We start from the raw sequence: 17,706 nt of genomic DNA on the forward strand, positions 1-17,706 counted from the left end.
ATTTGGGTCAGGTTAGTCAATCAAATTGAAAAACAACTCGTTAACAGATAAAAGATAGATAACTGGTGAGATAACTACAGCCAATTTTTGCGTTTGAAGTAGAGATAAGGCGCCAAACCCGCTGCTATCATCAACCCAATCGCTGCAGGATAGCCGAATGTCCAATGCAATTCCGGCATAAATTCGAAGTTCATACCGTAGCTGGAGGCTACCAGCGTCGGTGGCAAGAATACCACGGAAACAACGGAGAAAATCTTGATAATGCGGCTCTGCTCGATGTTGATAAAGCCCATCGCAGCTTGCATCAAGAAGTTCACTTTTTGGAACAGAGATTCATTGTGCGGCAGCAAAGATTCAATATCCCGCAGAATCTCACGAGCCTGTTCCAATTGATTAGCAGGCAAGCGAGCACGACGCACAAGGAAGTTCAGCGCGCGCTGGCTATCCATCAGGCACAAGCGGACTTTCCAGCCAATATCTTCCTGTTCAGCAAGGTTAGACAAAGCAGAATCAAATTCATCGCCCTGTTTACCATTCATAATGACTCGACTCAGGGATTCCAGCACGCTATAGATGTTTTCAATAACATCAGCTAATTGTTCGATTTTGGTTTCGAACAAGTCCATCAACAATTCATAAGCATTCCCGTCAACCATCGTCTGGTTACGGGCACGCATTCGGTATAATCGAAATGCAGGGAGTTCACGCTCTCGCAATGTGTAGAGACGACCGTCACGGATGGTAAATGCGACTGTCGAGTTGCCAGCATGGTCTTCGGCATCTTCAAAGTAGAAGAATGAATGGACATGCATACCATCTTCATCTTCAAAAAAACGGGCTGATGCCTCAATATCATCCAATTCGGTGCGGGTCGCCAGGATTTGTCCCAGCTCATTCTGGACTCGGAGGCGATCATCATCCCCCAGACCCACTAAATCTACCCACATGGAGTCAGATAACTTATCACCTTCTTCAAATTCAAGACGGAGCAGGCGATTATTCTCTAATTTAAATGCGTTCAGCATGTACCATAAGTCTCCTTATACTCCCTACATTTATCGTAAGGCGCGAATGTTACGCTTAGAAGAAAAAGCCTGTCAACATTCAACCGGATTATTGGCCTGTTTCAAGTCTGGCATAAGCGGCCACCAGCCACTTAATACCTTCACCCTGAAACGCGATTTGCAAGCGGCAATGTTCCCCACTGCCTTCTATATTGATAATCGTCCCTTCACCAAATTTAGGATGGCGCACACGCTGTCCAAGAGCATAACCACTATCATTAGTACTGATAGGCGTGCCCAGCCGTTTGTGGCTGACCGGACGGGATACCGTTGCCCGCAAGCGAACTTCTGCCACGCATTCTGTCGGTAATTCGCCAATAAAACGAGATGGACGGTGATGCACTTCCTTACCATATAAACGACGGCTTTCCGCATAAGTCAGCGTCAGTTTTTCCATCGCTCTGGTAACGCCTACATAGGCCAAACGACGCTCTTCTTCCAGCCGACCGCCTTCGTCAATGGACATCTGACTCGGAAACATGCCCTCTTCCATACCCACAATGAAAACTTGCGAGAATTCCAAACCTTTCGCTGAGTGTAGAGTCATCAGTTGCACTGCATCCTGATAGGCATCTGCCTGACCTTCTCCCGATTCAAGGGCAGCATGGGAAAGGAAGGCTTGCAATGGCAGCAGGTTTTCATCTTCGTCCTGATAGCTGAATTGACGGGTTGCCGTGACCAATTCTTCCAGGTTTTCGATACGCGCTTGCGCCTTTTCGCCTTTCTCCTGTTGATACATCGCCCATAGGCCAGAATCACGGATAATGCGATCGGTCTGCACATGTAATGGCATTTCCTGCGTTTCTGTTTCCAGCGCATCAATCAATTCGATGAAGCGTTGCAACGCAGATGCCGCACGGCCAGCCAACACTTTTTCCTGTATCAATATCAGGCTACTTTCCCATAAGGTTTTTTGCTGATCCCGCGCAACCTGACGTACAACATCAAGTGTTCTGTCGCCAATGCCACGTGTTGGTGTATTCACCACGCGTTCAAAAGCGGCATCATCGTGACGATTTGTTACCAGACGCAAGTAGGACAAGGCATCTTTGATTTCCTGACGTTCGAAGAAACGCTGACCACCATAAATTCGGTAAGGCATGGAAGCCTGTAACAAGGCTTCTTCTAAAACGCGGGATTGGGCGTTGCTTCGATACAGGATCGCACACTCTTTCAGTGCTCCGCCATTATCCAACCAATGCTTGATACGACCGACAACATAACGGGACTCATCCAATTCATTGAAAGCGCAATAAAGTGAAATTAGTTCTCCCTCACTCCCTTCTGTCCACAAATTCTTGCCCAAACGATCACTGTTATGGGCAATCAGGGCATTGGCAGCTTTAAGGATATTGCTGGTTGAACGGTAATTCTGTTCCAGACGGAGCGTTTCCGCTCCCTGAAAATCCTTGAGAAAACGCTGAATATTTTCTACCTGCGCACCACGCCAGCCATAAATGGACTGGTCATCGTCCCCGACAATCATGACCTTGCCGCTATCACCAGCCAGAAGACGAATCCAGGCATACTGAATACTGTTAGTATCCTGAAATTCATCCACCAGAATATTGGTGAAGCGTTCACGATAATGTTGCAGGATTTGTGGCTTGTTCAGCCAAAGTTCATGAGCGCGTAACAACAATTCTGCAAAATCCACCAGCCCTGCACGGTCACACGCTTCCTGATAAGCCTGGTAGATTTTTAGCCAGGTTGCCTCTACCGGATTGCCATAGCTTTCAATGTGCTGTGGACGCAAGCCTTCATCTTTTTTGCCATTGATGTACCACATCCCCTGACGGGCTGGCCACTGTTTGTCATCCAGATTCATCGCTTTAATGATGCGTTTGATGAGGCGGTGTTGATCTTCGCTATCAAGGATCTGGAAATCCTGTGGCAAATTTGCATCAAGGTGATGGGCGCGCAACAAGCGGTGAGCAAGGCTATGAAATGTGCCGATCCACATTCCGCCCTGACTGGTGCCAATCAGGTTTTCTATTCGGTGCCGCATCTCAGCAGCTGCTTTATTCGTAAACGTGACCGCCATGATGGAAAACGGCGAGGCATTTTCAACTGACAGTAACCAGGCAATCCGATGAACCAGTACGCGCGTTTTACCACTGCCAGCACCAGCCAGTACCAACATATTACTACGGGGAGCTGCGACCGCTTCACGTTGTTTATCATTGAGGCTTTCGAGCAGATAAGAAACGTCCATAATTACCGTCAGTTGTTAATATTCTTATATAGATTTCAATTTGAAATTATATCAGTGCTACCAAAGAAGCCAAATCAGAAATCTCAATATGTGGTACCAGACGCCCCTCAGACTCCTGCATCAGGTTTTTATTTTCGATGTTAATCCAACAGGCTTGCATACCACTGCAAAGTGCCCCTTCTACATCTGTATTCAGATTATCCCCCACATGCAGGATCTGATTTATAGGCAGGTTAAGCCGCTCTGCCGCGAGCTGATACATATCAGGATAGGGTTTGGAACGCCCATCTATGCCCGCTTTCAAGACAAATTCAAAATAAGGAGCAAGTCCACATGCAGCAGGCTCAGCGTTCCCATTAGTAATCGCCACTAACGGCATCTTTTCCGCCAGTGTGGACAAAGTCTTATGGGTAGATTCTGGAACAGTGATTTGGTTACGCCAGTACATAAAACAAGACATAATTTCACTCATACCGCGTACGATTTCTTCATCATTGAAGCCCTGATGGGTAAACATGAGTTCTGCGGATTGCCGGCGCCATGAAGTTACATCATGATAAATATCGGGTTCCTGTTCAAGAACCGCCTGACGATATATATACAGATCTTCATGCCCAAAGTGACCGAATTTGGCATCGTACTGCCTGATAAAACACAACACTTCTTTTTCGGTTTTGTCGATTACAGGATGGTTATCGTAAAGCGTATCATCCAGATCGAATGTCATCGCAGCAAACGGCGCGATAGGCCGATAAAAACGCATTATGATTTTCCTCGTTTGGCTCTGGGGTGAGCCACATCATAAACTTTGGTCAAATGCTGAAAGTCTAAATGGGTATAGATCTGGGTGGTTGACAGGTTCGCGTGACCCAGTAATTCCTGCACTGCACGCAGGTCACCGCTGGATTCCAGAATATGTGTGGCAAAAGAGTGACGCAATTTATGAGGGTTAATATGACTGCTAACACCTTGCCGAATTCCCCACTGTTCAAATCGTTTCTGTACGTTACGAGCAGAAATACGTTTTCCGCTCTTGGTGGAAATGAAAACTGCATCATCTTCCGGTTCAAGCAATTCCCGCATTTCCAGCCAATGCTGGAGCCACTCCTGCGCCATACGACCAAACGGCACTTTGCGCTCTTTGCTACCTTTGCCATGTACCCAAACTTCCCCACTTCCCAAGTCTAAATGGCGACAATCCAGTCCTACCAGTTCAGACAAACGCAACCCCGCTCCGTACATCACTTCCAGCATAGTTCTGTCACGCACTGAAAGCGGATCGTTCAAATTAATATTGAGCAGTTGGTTAACTTCATCCACATCCATGTTTTTAGGTAAGTGGCGTTTTTTACGGGGAGTACTGACTGTTTTAGCGGGATTGGCTGCCAGCTTATTTTGCATTACCATCCAGTTAAGAAAACTACGCAAAGAAGAAAAACGCAACGCAATGCTGGCAGACTGCAATCCTGCCCGCCGACTACGGGAGGCAAACATTCTGACTTTAGCCGGATCTAACTCCTGCCACTCACGTATTCCCATTTCCAGTGACATTTCCGCCAAGACTGTCAAATGGCGTCGATAGTTAGTGATCGTAACAGGACTTAAACGTCTTTCAACCCGCAAATAGTGCAAAAAACCTTCCACGGGCGCTAACAGTAAATCTATCGGCTGAGTCATGCGCGTTCGACCCAACGGGACAACAAGCCTGGCAACAGCTTCGCCAAATGGTCGAGAATGTCAGTTCCCATGTCTTCGTGATAGTGCTGTTTATCATGGCTATTGAAGATGACCATGCCCAAATCCCCCCGTGATCCTAAAAGGGAAATCGCCACTGAACCAACATGGCGTGCCTGTGGCATCAACAATAAAATCTCCGGGCCATGCAATCGACCAAGATAATGATTTTTTTCCCCAAATCGCTTTATGCGGACGGATTCAAAGGCATGACGGGAAATCGCCAGCTCCGGCACATTCAATGGTGCGCCAAGATGCCATTTATCACTGAACAACCGAATATAACTGTTACTCAATCCCAGTGTTTTTGACCATGAACTTAAGCAGGAAAGAAAGTCCTGCAAACTCCTGGTACCAGAGAGGTCTGACAGTAATTGCAATAGGCTGCTGAACAGCACTTCGTTCTGTTTCGCCTGCTCTATCAAATGGTTAAGATCGTCTTCCAAATAACAGATACGTTTCCTCTGGCGGTTCATATGCCATTCCATTAAAGAGACACATTCCCGCACTGGATGAGGAACTCTTATCTTATCGACTATATTGGCATTACGGATAAAAAAATCTGGATTATTCAACAAATAATCTACAACTGCTTGATCATCCAGCCTGTTTCCGCTGTGTAATAGATCGTCTTTTTCACCCATTTTCCAATGCCCCATATTTCAAGAGAGACTCAACAAACACAGAATCAATCACAAATGAATCGTACCATCATAAACATGGGTTGCAGGCCCAGTCATAAAAAGTGGCTTGCCCTGCCCATCCCAGTAAATTTGCAATGTTCCACCCGGAAGATCAACCCGAACCTGATTATCTAGCAGATCCTGCTGGATGCCGATAGCTACTGCGGCACATGCACCACTGCCACATGCCTGGGTTTCACCCGCGCCACGCTCATAGACACGCAAGCGAATATGGCCCCGATTTATTACCTGCATGAAACCAATATTGGCTCGTTCAGGAAAACGTTCATGGCTTTCCAACACGGGCCCCAATATTTCTACTTCGGCAGTGTTCACATCCTCAACCTGTATGACACAATGAGGATTTCCCATCGATACAACGCCACAAAGTACCGTACGTTCGATTGCACGGATAATATAGGTTTTCTCAGCCTTATTGGCACGAAAAGGAATATGCTGCGGCTCAAAGTTCGGCTCTCCCATGTTGACACAAACTTGGTCATCATTTGTGATGCTTAATATCATTCGTCCCGCTTGCGTGCTGACTTTGATATCACGTTTATTGGTCAACCCTTTGAGACGGACAAAACGGGCAAAGCAACGTGCCCCATTACCACACTGAGAAACTTCACTGCCATCAGCATTAAAAATGCGGTAGTGAAAGTCTAAGTCAGGATCATAGGGCGCTTCAACAACCAAAAGTTGATCAAAGCCCACCCCAGTATTCCGGTTAGCCAGACGGCAAATTAACTCTGGAGAAAAATAAACATTTTGGGTCACTGCATCAACGACCATAAAATCATTACCAAGGCCATGCATTTTGGAGAACTGCATATACGACTCCAGAAGAAATCACATTACCAAATCACTATCATGCATTCATCGATACATTGTCTTTTAATAAGCGGTTTTCTAACCATTTTTCTGACTGTACCTTATCCATTTTGTGCATAGGTACTTGTGTTGCAGATGTTTCCGCAGGAGGAAAATAAAGGGGCCCTTTCAAGCCACAACCCGCCAGAGAAAGTAATGTTATGATAGCCAGTGACCAACGAAGTTGTTTTTTCATTATATTAATGCCTGTGATTCATGCGCCAATACTCTCTATAATCGCAGCTAGGCCCTGAAAAGCAAATAGGAAATAAACATGAACGATAGCGAATTTCATCAATTGGCTGATCAATTGATGCTTCATCTTGAAGAGCAACTGGATAATTACGATGGTGATGCGGATATCGACTATGAAACAAACGGCGGTGTGATGACGCTGAGTTTTGAAAACGGCAGCAAAATCATTATTAACCGTCAAGAGCCTTTCCATCAGATATGGCTGGCAACCAAAAATGGCGGTTACCATTTCGATTATCGGGATAGCCAGTGGATTTGTGACCGCAGTGGTAATGATTTTATCTCCATGCTGGCACAAGCCATTACTGAGCAAAGCGGTGAGCCATTCCAATTTTCGTGACTATATTTCATTAAACCCTAATTTCATCAAAACCCAATAAAAACATATTAGTCAACGAAAGATATCTAATAAAAGCGCCTGATAATACAGGCGCTTTTATTAACGGATAATATCAATAGTGATACAGCGAACGATAAGGATCGTGTGCATGTGCCCCACATGTTTTATCAAGGCATTCGTCAATGGGGAGTCTTGTATCATTCGCTTCTATATCATCCACTGGGTACACTCCCTCTATAAATGGAGTGACATGGGTACGCTCACCTTTCTTAACGATTTGATAGAACTGCGGCAAGTTGAAATTGATAAAACTAGAGCCATAAGTGAAACGATCATGTGATGATGAATAAAATCGGCTGATATCTCGCACTAATTCTTCTTTACTGCCTTCACAATGGGAATAAATTTCCACCCGATTGGATTCATCAAGAATATAAATATTGAATCCTTGTTTATTTTCAATATCCTCGAAAAAAAACTGAACAATTCCTTCGCAGGCAAAACCGTCTATTACCGACGGTAAGTGTTTTTCTTTAGTATCAATTTTGACTGGCAGGCCATGCAATTTGGTGTTGGAAATCGCACCATAGAATTCCACTGCATTTTCCAATTTTTGCACCGAAACGTTTAACCGTTCGAAGAATAATCCCCATGTTTGCCCTGCAATCCGTAATGCCTTAAAACGGTTTGGATCTTGTCGGTTGCTGGACAGGCGTAACTCTATACACTCCGAAACTAATTGCTGAATACGGGTGCGGATCAATCCACGCAAATGTTTGCTATAACAGAATACTTCAACATCAGATGGCGGGGCGGCATCTCGATGCATTTTGCCCAATATGGTCTTCAATGCTTCCAATACCGATTGTTCACCACTGAAATGCAAAGTTCTCACTTCATTCCATGAATTGCGGTAAAGCAAATCAATACTACCTACCAAACATTGCTGCAACTCGCCAAAACTAAAAACATTCAGGTTCCTTAAGTCAAAATGGACGACTTGCTCAGAAAATGCAGCCGTTGGATCTTGCTCTAAATTGACAACAATCGCCAAATGGCGGATTTCACAAGGGCTGTATAGTGCTTTTGGGGTGGGGGCAGGTAAACGGATTGGGAAATGAGCGGCAATGTCATCCACCAAATTACCTAATTTTTGCCTGTCACACTGAGATCCTCCGTGATGAATATGGAGTCGAGTTTCTTTCGTCAACAGGCCATTGAAATAGGTCCAGGAAACTAATTTATTCAGATAACGATTGTATTCCAATGGTTGATGACCAATGATCGATTCAATCGTGGGGGCATGGTTGTAAAGATACCAGCCACTGCGGTTTACTCGTCCCGGAGGAACATAAATAAAGGTCAGATCCTTTTCCGACAGATCCGGTGATATCTGAGGATTCACCAAAGTCACTTTACCTGGCAATGCTTCAAAAGCCGCATACAATTTACGGGTCAATACACCAATATCTTGCGGGCTGGCACTCACACTTAAATTATTGCGACGGGCAAAGCGGATTAAATTGCGATAACTCTGCATCATGGTATCAAGCAATTCATTATGGGCATCACGTACCTGCTCAATTTTCCATGCATTACGCTTATCCAACATGGCCAGTTTACTGTCATCCCAACCCCATTCGTGCACCAACTGGGACATAATCTGACGACGCCATCCTGTACAGCCTTTGTCATTCTGGCCTGCCAATAGTTTCTCGCATACCTTCAGATAAAAACAACGACGCGCCAAATCAAGGCGCGCAAGGTCGTTCGTGGCAATCAGATAGCGGGTTACACGCTCCAGCATCATGCTATAGGCATCGAGACCAAAAGAAACAATTGCCCCATCATGAAAATATTGCTTCATTTCCATCGCCAGAAGTTTTCCATTGGGATATTCCCATGAATAAGCTTCCAACAGCAGGCTTTTCAATACAGCCTTATAAGGAGAATCCACACTCTTATAAAGCTGCCAGAGACTCGCCCCAAAATATTCTTCTGCGGATAATTCACCCAAGCCGCCCAAATCCAACCATTCATTTGGCGTCAACACACCTTGGGCATAGAGAGAAAGGACGTACTCATCATAATGAACTTCCTCTTCCACCGGAACCATTGCCCATAATAAGCGTTTGCCAGCCATACAAACCGCTGTGCGATAAAATTCATCAAGCAGAAGGATATGTTGGGTAGAACCGCAATCTTCACCGTTCAAACTACCAGAGGCATTATGCCGAAAACGGTTTTCATCAATCAGAAAAAAAGTAACCTCAGTACCCAGTGAAGCCGCCCACTGTTCTATCAAGGTACATTTTTGCTCCAATAAAGCTTTTTCGTCACTATCCAACCAGGATTGATGGCAAACCCAAATATCCAAATCAGAAGAACAACTTTGCCCGATAGAAGAGGTACTGCCCATGGAGTAAATTCCCGTTATCGGTAATTCACCATTAGATGCATGTGACGATACATCTGGCAAGATACCGGTAAGCAGGCAGTCCAGATCATTAATCCAAAACTGCTGTGCTTCATCAGGCATAAAAAAGCAAACACCATGAGGAACATCGCTTTTGATATAACCTGGCATCATTGGATGATGATAATGTAATAATACTGGAATTAAACTATAAACTTGCTTGAAAGCGTCACTCATTAAGCTAGTGGCGCGTTCTAATCTAAGTTGGTTAATTGCATCCAGTCGCTGTTTCAGCGTTTCAATATAGAGATACAAGAGTTTCGCCTGATATCAGTTCCAGTGCCTAAAGTAGTCCCCTGTTTCCGATAACGCGTGGTATTACAAGATTATTTAAAATTATTTTTACAAACTTATTGTCGGAAACGTGATCAATTTAACATCTTGCAATCAAAGCGTAAAGTACGCAATACCATCTTTTCTCTTCGCCTGCAATAGGCTAAATATGATTAACTCTTTGTAAAATATTAAGTTAATCACAAAACAGACACTATAATATGCTTTTTTAGCATAACTATTATCGTTGATTATTTTTCATATCGCGGTTGTAAGGTATTGTAAGTTCATCAATATTTAACTGAATAATATTTTTCTTATTGTTAAATATTTTCACTACTTTTTATCATTAAGATAAGCACAAATTTCAATTTTCTTTTAAATCAATCTCTTTGTTTATTTTATCCATTTGAATAAAATATTATTTTAATATTTAAAATTATTTTTATTTCATAAACTGTATATCCATATACTATTTTGCTTTTTCCTGGTTTTTTCGTCACTGGAAAAAAAATCATTGAGATGTTAAAACTGGCACTATTTTCTCACTAATTGGTGACTAACTGGTGGCTAAAAACGATTATTTTCCATTAATTCAAATTGCGTAGCCGTTAATGAATCGGTCAATAAAGCAACAAAATTGAAAGATGAAGAATATAGAAACCATCAGTTAATACAATTACCCAACATATTTACCTAATAGATTCATCCATGACAATGAAAACCATTCGCATCGCTACCCGTCAAAGCCCATTAGCTATGTGGCAAGCGCAATATGTTCAAAAGCAACTGAAACACTTTCATCCAGAATTGCAAGTAGAGCTGGTTCCAATGGTGACACGCGGCGATATTATCCTCGATACGCCATTGGCAAAAGTGGGCGGCAAAGGACTGTTTGTAAAGGAACTGGAATTAGCTCTACTCGAAAAGCGAGCTGATATTGCCGTCCACTCCATGAAAGATGTTCCTGTCGAATTTCCTGATGGTTTGGGATTGGTCACAATCTGCGAACGGGATGATCCACGGGATGCTTTCGTTTCAGTAAAATACGCCTCGCTCGATGACCTACCGACTGGCAGTGTTGTGGGTACGTCCAGTTTACGCCGCCAATGCCAAATCCGTCAGCTACGTCCTGATCTTGTCATTCGTGATTTACGCGGTAATGTCGGTACCCGTCTGAACAAGCTCGATAATGGCGATTATGATGCCATTATTCTTGCAACAGCGGGCCTGAAACGGCTGGGGCTGGAAGAACGCATTCGTATGCCATTAGAGCCTGAATTGTTGCTGCCAGCCGTCGGTCAAGGGGCGGTAGGCATTGAGTGTCGGCTCGATGATCATCAAACCCGTGAACTGTTGTCACCCTTAAACCATGCAAAAACAGAAGCTTGTGTTCTTGCTGAAAGAGCAATGAACACCCGCCTTGAAGGAGGCTGTCAGGTACCCATTGGCAGTTATGCCATCTGGCAGGGAGAGAACATTTGGCTACGCGCGCTAGTGGGTTCTCTTGATGGCACAGTGATCGTACGCGGTGAAAGAAGGGTATCACCAAAAGAAGCCCGTCAAGCGGGTATCACATTGGCGGAAGAGTTATTGGAAAAAGGCGCACGCCAGATCCTGGCGAGCGTATACCAGAGGAACCTACCGAAGTGAGTATTTTGATCACCCGCCCTGTCCCCGCAGGAGAGGAATTGGTCAAGCGACTGCGGTCTATTGGAAAATCAGCCTTCAGCGCCCCCCTCATCGAAATTCATCCGGGGGCAGATTTGCCATTCCTGTCACAAAAACTGCAATGGCTATCTGCGGGAGATCGGGTTTTTCTATTATCAAAAAATGCCGTTCATTATGCCAATGAACAACTTATTCAAGCAGGCCAGTCATGGCCTGAACAGTTATCTTATTATGGGATCGGCAAATCAACTTCCCTGATGTTTCATCAATTAACTGGATTGGAAATCGCCTACTCTAAGCAGGGTGAAACCAGTGAAGATCTACTACAACTCCCCACTTTACAGACAATGGGCAATAAAAAGATTTTATTGCTACGAGGCAATGGCGGCCGTGAGGTGATTGCTTCCACATTAAGACTCCGTGGAGGTGTAGTAGATTACTGTGAATGTTATTCACGCCAGCCAGTCAAATACGATATAGCCGATTTCAGTCGTCAATGGCAGCAATGTGGGATAAAAACCATCGTTGTTACAAGTGGCGAAATGCTGCAACTATTATATAACTTAGTAACTGATAACAATGGAAAAGCATGGTTACTGAATTGCAAGCTGATTGTCGTCAGCAAACGTCTTGCTGATATCGCCCGAACTTTGGGCTGGCAAACAATAAAAGTAGCCAAGAGTGCAGATAATGACGCCTTAATCCAGGCACTGGAATAAATTAATATGGGATGTCCACTATGACGGAACAAAAACAATCTACCGATGCGGTTGAGACAAAACGCCCTCAGCAGCCTGCAACGACTCCCCATAAACCCAAGAGTTATGGATGGGTGGGTAATACGCTCTCAATTGCCATTTCTTTGGCAATAGGCGTTGGTGGTCTTTATATTTATTATCATGGTCAACAGCAAAATGCAGCATTAAAAGCCGAAAATCTCGTTCTTCAACAAGAGATGGCTTCTCTGACACAGCAGCAGTCTGCCGATAAGCAAAACTTTGGCGCCAAACTCCAAGAGCTGGAGGATTCCTTACAACAAACCAACTCACAAAGCCAGCGGCTGGATGGTAGCATGGCAGAGCTTCAAAACCGTGTTTCAGCATTTTCAAATACTGACATCGAAAACTGGCGACTGGCGCAGGCAAGCTCCCTCGTTAAGATGGCGGGCCGAAAAGTATGGAGCGAACAGGATATTACTACTGCCCTCGCCTTACTGAAAGATGCCGACCAGAATCTGGCCGAAATGGATGATCCCAGCCTGTTCTATGCCCGTAAAGCGATTATGGCAGATATCGACTCCCTGACCAAAATCAAACAGATTGATTTAGACGGTATTATCTTGATGCTGAATCAGCTATCAAACCAAGTCGATAACTTACACCTTGCCAATAAAGTGGAACAAGCCACATCGGAGAAGGCAAACGATCATGGGATTACGGCTTCCCTCTCTGATTGGCACCAGAACCTGAGCAATAGCTGGCACCGCTTTATGGATAACTTCGTTACCATTACTCCGCGAGATAACAGCAAAGAGCCGCTGCTGGCACCTAACCAAGGTGTTTACCTGCGCGAGAACATTCGTTCCAAATTACTGATTGCTGCGCAGGCGGTTCCTCGTCATCAGGTTAAAATTTATCAGGACGCATTGGAAGATGTTCAATCTTGGGTAAATGCCTATTTTGATACCTCTTACCCGGAAGCAGAGAGCTTTTTAACAAGTGTTGCTTCACTGCAAAAGAGACCGTTATCCATTGATGTTCCTGAACAACTAAACAGCCAGCCAATATTGGCAGAGCTGGTTCGTAAGCGTATCTATAACTTACCGCACGCCAAGCAATCCCAAACAGATTCCCAACCTGAAATTCAGCCTGAGGCACAACCACGGTCGACGACAGAAACCATCGATCAGGCAAAAACCCCCGTTAAGGAGGACTGAACATGCTGAAAATATTCTTGCTGTTCATTATCCTTATTGTGGGGATTGTAGTTGGTCCCTTGATGTCAGGTCATCAAGGATATGTTTTGATCCAGACGGACAAACTCAATATCACCACCAGTATCACCGGCTTGGTGATTATCTTCCTTCTACTGCAATTCCTGCTGATTTTCATCGGCTGGTGCTATCGTCGCTTAAAACGTACCAGCACATTCACCCATAGCTGGATCTTTGGTGGATATAAACGTCATCGTGCCCATTCACAAACCAAACAAGCGCTGCTGAAATTCGCCGAAGGGGACTTCAAGCAAGTTGAACGCCTGATGGCTCGCAACGCTGACCATGCAGAACTTCCTGTTGTGAATTATCTGTTGGCAGCAGAGGCAGCTCAACGGCGCGGTGATTATTTCCGCACCAACCAATATATTGAACAAGCGGCAAAAGTTGCTGATAAAGATCGGCTCCCCGTCGATATTACCCGTGTCCGTGTCCAATTGGCACAAGGTGAAATTCATGCTGCACGCGTTGGCGTGGACAAACTGTTGGATCATGCCCCTCGTCACCCTGAAGTGTTGCGATTGGCGGAACAGGCTTACTCTCTTTCAGGTGATTATCAATCCCTGATTGATATCTTGCCTTCCATGCTGAAAGCTAATCTGCTCAGTGAAGAAGAAATTCTTAAATTGCGTCAACAAGCCTATATCGGATTAATGAATCAGGTTATGGCAGAGAAAGGCTGTACGGGACTGAAAATATGGTGGAAAGATCAAAGCCGCAAAATTCGCAATAACATTGTGCTGCAAGTCGCCATAGCCGAACATTTGATTGAATGCAATGATCACGAGACTGCCCAACAAATCATTTTGGACGGATTAAAACAGCAGTATGACGAACGTTTGCTGCTATTAGTTCCCCATCTTAAGGCAAATGATTCTGACGCCATACAAACAACCCTCTCTCACCTGTTAAAGCAGCATGGTGCAACCCCTCTGCTCAATAGTACACGAGGACAAGTTGCCTTGCGCCATGGTGAATGGGTCAATGCTGAATCGGCATTTAAAGCCGCTCTTGCACAACGACCAGATGCTCATGATTACGCATGGCTTGCCGATGCACTGGACAGATTACAAAAGCGTGAAGAAGCTACCCAAACCCGCAATAAAGGCTTTATGCTGACCTTGAAGCGTGATAGCGACGTCGAAGTATAAACAACGCACACCTCAGTTAACGATGAATGTTGTATGGATGCAATTGAGTCGTTAACTGAGGTACATTCACCACTTGATCTAATGGCAAACTTCCTGAAGTCTATCCTCACTTTTTTGCAGGCAAAAAAAACACCTATCAAAGGAGACAGGTGTATAAATACAATCAGGTCTACAGACGGATAGTGCCTCACTCAACGTTGTGTCCGGTTTGCGATGAAAAGACAGATACTTACTCATCTATAACGTGGACTATAGGCACCGACAATCAGCTCTACATCATCCCGAGATTTATGAAGTCATATGCTGTCATAAGGAGTGGAATGAGTATCTACGATTTTAATATTGCATTTTATGTGCCAATTTTTTCAATCAGGGTAAATTTTCTTTCCCCAAGGTTTGGCTGGCTTTCCGTAATAGATAACCTGACTTTCACCAAATAACATTAAAAATACCGTCTCTCATTTGAGACGCTCTTTGAATCTTTTAAATATAGACAATATAAATCATATAGTTGAATGTCTCCTATTTGAGACACTAAGTGGTGCGGTTTGTCGTTGAAATACAACATCAATAAAAAAACATCTTATAAAACATGATATTAATGTATTAACAAAAGCAATAACATTCAATTTGCAGATTAAAAATCAAACATAAACTAAGAAAAAATAAAAAGGGAAAAACTTTTTATCCGCAGGAAAATTAGGAAGAAAAGAAAGAAAGTAATCAGAAAGTAGTTAGAAAGAAAAACCCCCGCAATAGCGGGGGTTTTTCAGAATTTGGTCGGCGAGAGAGGATTCGAACCTCCGACCCACTGGTCCCAAACCAGTTGCGCTACCAAGCTGCGCTACTCGCCGAAATATATTTTTTATCTTTCTTATGGTGCGAAGGGGGGGACTTGAACCCCCACGTCCGTAAGGACACTAACACCTGAAGCTAGCGCGTCTACCAATTCCGCCACCCTCGCGTTTCATAAAAAAGATGGGGTGGCTAACGAGACTCGAACTCGCGACAACTGGAATCACAATCCAGGGCTCTACCAACTGAGCTATAGCCACCATAACAGCTATCTTTTTACATACAACAATGCCCGACCACGATAACTCATTACCACTGCTCTTGCACGCTTTAAATGGCGCGCCCGACAGGATTCGAACCTGAGACCTCTGCCTCCGGAGGGCAGCGCTCTATCCAGCTGAGCTACGGGCGCTTAACGCCGTTGCGGTGGAGGATAGTACGGATTTAATGTCGTACTGTCCAGCGCTTTTTTAAAAGAAATGATGCGTTTGATTATGCTTTGCTCATTTAGCTGATAAAGTCAGCGCTTTTCCACCGCGGTATTAGCAAAAACAGTTCTCCGATCAAAAACCAACCAATAAAACTATATCGATTTTTTGGGCAAATACCATTTCATCAACCAATAAATTAATGACACGATCAGCAAAAATACTCCCCCGACTATCAGGGAAAAACGTGTATCTGTGTTAATTGCCATTCCAACCAATACACAGCACAGGAAAATCAGTGTCAAGTAATTGACATAAGGGAACAGAATTGATTTAAACCGATGCTGTTTTATGGCTTCCTTATGATGCTGACGGAAACGCAATTGGCTGACCAGAATCACAAACCATGGCACCATGCCAGGCAATACACTGGCGCTATAAACGTAAACAAATACTGACTGTGGATTTGGTATCAGATAATTCAGGCTGGAACCTGCAATCAAGCAACCAATGGTAATTGCAATACATCTTACCGGCACACCATTTTTCGACAACTTCAGCAATGAAGCAGGCAATTGACGATTTTGCGCCAGGGCATACAACATTCTGCCACCGCTGTACATTCCGCTGTTACATCCTGACAACGCAGCAGTTAGCACAACAAAGTTAATCACCGCAGCCGCGGAAGCAATGCCGACTTTAGAAAAAGTCATCACAAACGGGCTACCATGTGCACCAACCTCTGTCCACGGGAACAAGGTTACAACAATAAAAATGGCACCAACATAAAAAATCAGGATACGCCACAAGATATTGTTGATCGCTTTTCTAAGGGTAACTTGTGGTTTTTTTGCCTCACCGGCAGTAATACCAACCAGCTCTACCCCTTGATAGGAAGCAACCACAATACAAAGGGCAAATAAAAAGCCTTTCCATCCACCGGAGAAGAAACCACCATGTGAGGTCAGGTTATCCAAACCAATAGGTTGCCAGTCATTGCCCAAACCGAAGAAAATCAAACCAACACCAATCAGGATCATCACAATAATCGTTGTGACTTTTATCATGGCAAACCAAAACTCCAGCTCACCATACAGCCTTACTGCCGCCAGATTAGCTAGGGCAACCAATCCAACCGCTACCAGTGCCGAAACCCATTGGGGCAATTCCGGAAACCAGAATTCAGCATAGACGCCAACAGCAGTAATCTCTGAGATCCCGACAGAAACCCACATAAACCAATAACCCCATGCGGTCAGGCACCCCCAATAAGGACTTAGGTATTTATGCCCAAAAGCAGCAAATGAACCCGTTACAGGTTCAAGGAACAACATTTCTCCCATGGAACGCATAATGAAAAAGACAAAAAGCCCAGCAATAATGTAAGCCAGCAAAACAGAAGGACCGGCCCATTTCAAGGTACTGGCTGATCCCATGAACAGCCCTACGCCGATTGTGCCACCTAGCGCAATCAGCTCAATATGACGTGCCTCAAGTCCCCTTTGCAGACTCTGTTTTGAATCACTCATAAAACTCCCTATCCACTTTTATGATGTCTATACTTGCAAACAGAAAAATACAGGAATTGATAATCAATCGTTGTAAAAAAGGCTGGGATCAAAACACGTTTTGCCGAACAGTGAAATAAAAAAATTATAAAAATAAGGCTTGCAAGAATGGGATTTGAAAACAAGCAGTCAAATAACAAGCTATTGATAACCCCAAATACAGCAATAAAATAAAGCAAAAACCTGC

At 44.2% G+C, this 17,706-nt stretch carries 14 protein-coding genes and 4 tRNA genes; 5 read left to right on the forward strand and 13 right to left on the reverse strand.

Annotated elements, in window-relative coordinates:
- Positions 1 to 74: 74 nt before the first annotated feature.
- From corA to lptM, 7 genes are all read right to left on the reverse strand, one after another.
- Positions 75 to 1,025 carry a magnesium/cobalt transporter CorA gene (corA, locus tag ACE1SE_RS17490; RefSeq protein WP_374051952.1) on the reverse strand — a complete coding sequence of 317 codons (951 nt, stop codon included), beginning with the start codon at positions 1,023 to 1,025 and terminating at the stop codon, positions 75 to 77.
- 88 nt (positions 1,026 to 1,113) lie between these two features.
- Positions 1,114 to 3,279, reverse strand: a complete 2,166-nt coding sequence (gene uvrD, locus ACE1SE_RS17495) for a DNA helicase II (protein ID WP_374051953.1) — start codon at positions 3,277 to 3,279, stop codon at positions 1,114 to 1,116.
- A gap of 46 nt (positions 3,280 to 3,325) precedes the next feature.
- On the reverse strand, positions 3,326 to 4,042 hold the full coding sequence (gene yigB / locus ACE1SE_RS17500) for a 5-amino-6-(5-phospho-D-ribitylamino)uracil phosphatase YigB (protein WP_374051954.1): 717 nt from the start codon (positions 4,040 to 4,042) through the stop codon (positions 3,326 to 3,328).
- Positions 4,042 to 4,956, reverse strand: coding sequence for a tyrosine recombinase XerC (xerC, locus tag ACE1SE_RS17505; RefSeq protein ID WP_374051955.1), 915 nt, complete (start codon positions 4,954 to 4,956; stop codon positions 4,042 to 4,044). Before xerC ends, yigB begins: the two co-directional genes overlap by 1 nt.
- On the reverse strand, positions 4,953 to 5,657 hold the full coding sequence (locus ACE1SE_RS17510; RefSeq protein ID WP_374051956.1) for a DUF484 domain-containing protein: 705 nt from the start codon (positions 5,655 to 5,657) through the stop codon (positions 4,953 to 4,955). The genes xerC and ACE1SE_RS17510 overlap by 4 nt, the downstream gene beginning before the upstream one ends.
- Positions 5,658 to 5,705: 48 nt before the next feature.
- Positions 5,706 to 6,530 carry a diaminopimelate epimerase gene (gene dapF, locus ACE1SE_RS17515; protein WP_374051957.1) on the reverse strand — a complete coding sequence of 275 codons (825 nt, stop codon included), beginning with the start codon at positions 6,528 to 6,530 and terminating at the stop codon, positions 5,706 to 5,708.
- Positions 6,531 to 6,567: 37 nt separating this feature from the next.
- On the reverse strand, positions 6,568 to 6,765 hold the full coding sequence (gene lptM / locus ACE1SE_RS17520) for an LPS translocon maturation chaperone LptM (RefSeq protein ID WP_374051958.1): 198 nt from the start codon (positions 6,763 to 6,765) through the stop codon (positions 6,568 to 6,570).
- A gap of 78 nt (positions 6,766 to 6,843) precedes the next feature.
- Here lptM and cyaY point away from each other — a divergent pair, with 78 nt between their 5' ends.
- Positions 6,844 to 7,164 (forward strand): iron donor protein CyaY, encoded by a 321-nt coding sequence (gene cyaY, locus ACE1SE_RS17525; RefSeq protein WP_374051959.1) that lies wholly within the window; start codon positions 6,844 to 6,846, stop codon positions 7,162 to 7,164.
- A gap of 112 nt (positions 7,165 to 7,276) precedes the next feature.
- Here the strand turns inward: cyaY and ACE1SE_RS17530 are convergent, their stop codons facing one another.
- A complete protein-coding gene (locus tag ACE1SE_RS17530) occupies positions 7,277 to 9,895 on the reverse strand; it encodes a class I adenylate cyclase (RefSeq protein WP_374051960.1) in 2,619 nt (872 codons plus the stop codon).
- A 729-nt stretch (positions 9,896 to 10,624) separates the two neighbouring features.
- Here ACE1SE_RS17530 and hemC point away from each other — a divergent pair.
- Genes hemC through hemY form a run of 4 tightly spaced genes read left to right on the forward strand, consistent with a single transcriptional unit; the run spans position 10,625 to position 14,728 of the window.
- Positions 10,625 to 11,566, forward strand: coding sequence for a hydroxymethylbilane synthase (hemC, locus tag ACE1SE_RS17535; protein WP_374051961.1), 942 nt, complete (start codon positions 10,625 to 10,627; stop codon positions 11,564 to 11,566).
- Entirely contained in the window at positions 11,563 to 12,303 is a 741-nt protein-coding gene (hemD, locus tag ACE1SE_RS17540; RefSeq protein WP_374051962.1) for a uroporphyrinogen-III synthase, read from the forward strand. Before hemC ends, hemD begins: the two co-directional genes overlap by 4 nt.
- A gap of 20 nt (positions 12,304 to 12,323) precedes the next feature.
- A complete protein-coding gene (hemX, locus tag ACE1SE_RS17545; RefSeq protein ID WP_374051963.1) occupies positions 12,324 to 13,520 on the forward strand; it encodes a uroporphyrinogen-III C-methyltransferase in 1,197 nt (398 codons plus the stop codon).
- A gap of 2 nt (positions 13,521 to 13,522) precedes the next feature.
- Entirely contained in the window at positions 13,523 to 14,728 is a 1,206-nt protein-coding gene (gene hemY, locus ACE1SE_RS17550; RefSeq protein ID WP_374051964.1) for a protoheme IX biogenesis protein HemY, read from the forward strand.
- A 777-nt stretch (positions 14,729 to 15,505) separates the two neighbouring features.
- Here hemY and ACE1SE_RS17555 read toward each other — a convergent pair.
- The 5 genes from ACE1SE_RS17555 to thrP all read right to left on the reverse strand — a co-directional run bounded on the left by ACE1SE_RS17555 (position 15,506) and on the right by thrP (position 17,480).
- Positions 15,506 to 15,582 (reverse strand) — tRNA-Pro (locus tag ACE1SE_RS17555).
- Positions 15,583 to 15,605: 23 nt separating this feature from the next.
- Positions 15,606 to 15,692, reverse strand: a tRNA-Leu gene (locus tag ACE1SE_RS17560).
- Positions 15,693 to 15,707: 15 nt separating this feature from the next.
- Positions 15,708 to 15,783, reverse strand: a tRNA-His gene (locus ACE1SE_RS17565).
- A 75-nt stretch (positions 15,784 to 15,858) separates the two neighbouring features.
- Positions 15,859 to 15,935 (reverse strand) — tRNA-Arg (locus tag ACE1SE_RS17570).
- A gap of 171 nt (positions 15,936 to 16,106) precedes the next feature.
- Positions 16,107 to 17,480, reverse strand: coding sequence for a bifunctional threonine/serine APC transporter ThrP (gene thrP / locus ACE1SE_RS17575; protein WP_374051965.1), 1,374 nt, complete (start codon positions 17,478 to 17,480; stop codon positions 16,107 to 16,109).
- Positions 17,481 to 17,706 lie beyond the last annotated feature (226 nt).

The sequence above is a fragment of the Xenorhabdus taiwanensis genome, from assembly GCF_036512875.1.
GTDB lineage: Bacteria > Pseudomonadota > Gammaproteobacteria > Enterobacterales > Enterobacteriaceae > Xenorhabdus > Xenorhabdus taiwanensis.

Coding starts and splice junctions, on each gene's coding strand:
- thrP (WP_374051965.1), bottom strand. CDS start 17,480: ATGAGTGATTCAAAACAGAGTCTGCAAAGGGGACTTGAGGCACGTCAT.
- corA (WP_374051952.1), bottom strand. CDS start 1,025: ATGCTGAACGCATTTAAATTAGAGAATAATCGCCTGCTCCGTCTTGAA.
- ACE1SE_RS17510 (WP_374051956.1), bottom strand. CDS start 5,657: ATGGGTGAAAAAGACGATCTATTACACAGCGGAAACAGGCTGGATGAT.
- xerC (WP_374051955.1), bottom strand. CDS start 4,956: ATGACTCAGCCGATAGATTTACTGTTAGCGCCCGTGGAAGGTTTTTTG.
- hemX (WP_374051963.1), top strand. CDS start 12,324: ATGACGGAACAAAAACAATCTACCGATGCGGTTGAGACAAAACGCCCT.
- yigB (WP_374051954.1), bottom strand. CDS start 4,042: ATGCGTTTTTATCGGCCTATCGCGCCGTTTGCTGCGATGACATTCGAT.
- uvrD (WP_374051953.1), bottom strand. CDS start 3,279: ATGGACGTTTCTTATCTGCTCGAAAGCCTCAATGATAAACAACGTGAA.
- dapF (WP_374051957.1), bottom strand. CDS start 6,530: ATGCAGTTCTCCAAAATGCATGGCCTTGGTAATGATTTTATGGTCGTT.
- lptM (WP_374051958.1), bottom strand. CDS start 6,765: ATGAAAAAACAACTTCGTTGGTCACTGGCTATCATAACATTACTTTCT.
- cyaY (WP_374051959.1), top strand. CDS start 6,844: ATGAACGATAGCGAATTTCATCAATTGGCTGATCAATTGATGCTTCAT.
- hemY (WP_374051964.1), top strand. CDS start 13,523: ATGCTGAAAATATTCTTGCTGTTCATTATCCTTATTGTGGGGATTGTA.
- hemC (WP_374051961.1), top strand. CDS start 10,625: ATGACAATGAAAACCATTCGCATCGCTACCCGTCAAAGCCCATTAGCT.